2 protein-coding genes are annotated in these 2,166 nt (G+C 64.0%); both read right to left on the reverse strand.

Annotated elements, in window-relative coordinates:
* Nucleotides 1-603: DUF444 family protein (locus tag AC1DY5_RS52545; RefSeq protein WP_478122170.1), on the reverse strand; the 603-nt coding region annotated here is incomplete at its 3' end.
* A gap of 27 nt (nt 604-630) precedes the next feature.
* Nucleotides 631-2,166: PrkA family serine protein kinase (locus tag AC1DY5_RS52550; protein ID WP_478122169.1), on the reverse strand; the 1,536-nt coding region annotated here is incomplete at its 5' end.

Below are 2,166 nucleotides of genomic sequence, written 5' to 3' on the forward strand. Positions count from 1 at the left end.
CGGGCTGCGCTGCAGGTGCAGCAGGTGCGCCTCGAGTTCGCGGATCTCGCGCCGCGAGTCGCCGCCCAGTGCGATGCGCCTGGCGAGTGCACCGCGCATCGAGCGCACCACGTGCAGGTTGCTCGGATTGCCGTCGCTGACGAAGCCGGCGCGGTGGCTCTTCCACTCGGGCACCTCGGCCAGCTGGGTGCGGACCAGGTGGGGCAGGGCGAGGTCCTCGAAGAACACCCGCATGAACTCCTCCTTGGTCAGGCTGAAGACGAAGTCGTCCTCGCCGCCTTCGCCGTCGCCGGCCTGCGAGCCGCTGCCCGAGCCACCACCGCCCTGCGGCCGCTCGATGCGGTCGCCCTTGACGTATTCCTTGTTGCCCGGATGCACGTACTCGCGGTCGCCGCCCTGGCCGTGCCCGAACACGGGCTCGGAGACGTCGCGCTTGGGCAGCGTGATGTCCTCGCCCTGTTCGAGGTCGCGGATGCCACGCCCGCTGACCGCGCGGCGCACGGCCTCGCCGATCTGCTCGCGATAGCGCCGCAGGAAACGTTCGCGGTTGCCGATGGACTTGTTCTTGCCCGACAACCGACGGTCGATGATCTGCTGCAGCATGGCCACGGACAGAACTCCTTCAGTTCATCATGAACTCTTGCGAACCCGCAAATACCACTCGCACAGCAGGCGAACCTGCTTGGCCGTATAGCCCTTCTGGACCATCCGGTTGACGAAGTCCTCGTGCTTCTTCATCTCGTCGGCGCTGCTCTTGGCGTTGAAGCTGATGACCGGCAGCAGCTCCTCGGTGTTCGAGAACATCTTCTTCTCGATCACCGTGCGCAGCTTCTCGTAGCTGGTCCACAGCGGGTTCTTGCCGGCATTGCCGGCCCGCGCGCGCAGCACGAAGTTGACGATCTCGTTGCGGAAGTCCTTCGGGTTGCTGATGCCCGCGGGCTTCTCGATCTTCTCGAGTTCGGCGTTGAGCGAGCCGCGGTCGAACACCTCGCCGGTGTCCTGGTCGCGGTACTCCTGGTCCTGGATCCAGTAGTCGGCGTAGGTCACGTAGCGGTCGAAGATGTTCTGGCCATACTCCGAATAGCTTTCGAGGTAGGCGGTCTGGATCTCCTTGCCGATGAACTCCGCGTAGCGCGGCGCCATCAGCTCTTTGATGTACGAGAGGTACTTCTGCTCGGTCTCGGGCGCGAACTGCTCGCGTTCGATCTGCTGCTCGAGCACGTACATCAGGTGCACCGGGTTCGCCGCCACCTCGCTGCTGTCGAAGTTGAAGACCTTCGAGATGATCTTGAAGGCGAAGCGGGTCGAGGTGCCGCTCATGCCTTCGTCGACGCCCGCGTAGTCGCGGTACTCCTGCATCGACTTGGCCTTGGGATCGGTGTCCTTGAGGTTGTCGCCGTCGTAGATCTGCATCTTGCTGAAGATGCTCGAGTTCTCGGGTTCCTTGAGCCGCGTCAGCACCGAGAACTGGGCCATCATGCGCAGCGTTCCGGGGGCGCATGGCGCCGCCGACAGCGACGAGTTGCGCACCAGCTTCTCGTAGATCTTGATCTCCTCGGAGACCCGCAGGCAGTAGGGCACCTTGACGATGTAGATGCGGTCGAGGAAGGCCTCGTTGTTCTTGTTATTGCGGAACGCCTTCCACTCGCTCTCGTTGCTGTGCGCCAGCACGATGCCGTCGAACGGAATCGCGCCGAAGCCCTCGGTGCCCTTGAAGTTGCCTTCCTGGGTGGCCGTCAGCAGCGGATGCAGCACCTTGATCGGCGCCTTGAACATCTCGACGAACTCGAGCAGGCCTTGGTTCGCCAGGCACAGGCCGCCGGAGTAGGCGTAGGCGTCCGGGTCGTCCTGGGCGTAGTCCTCGAGCTTGCGGATGTCGATCTTGCCGACCAGCGAGGAGATGTCCTGGTTGTTCTCGTCGCCGGGCTCGGTCTTGGCGACCGCGACCTGGCGCAGCACCGAGGGGTAGCGCTTGACGACCTGGAACTTGCGGATGTCGCCGCCGAACTCTTCGAGCCGCTTCACGGCCCAGGGTGACAGGATGCGCTGCAGGTAGCGCCGCGGGATGCCGTATTCCTTTTCGAGAATCTCGCCGTCTTCGGCGGCGTCGAACAGGCCCAGCGGGGTCTCGTTGACCGGCGAACCCTTGATCGAATAGAAGGGCAC

The organism is Variovorax sp. P4_D9 (assembly GCF_056401695.1).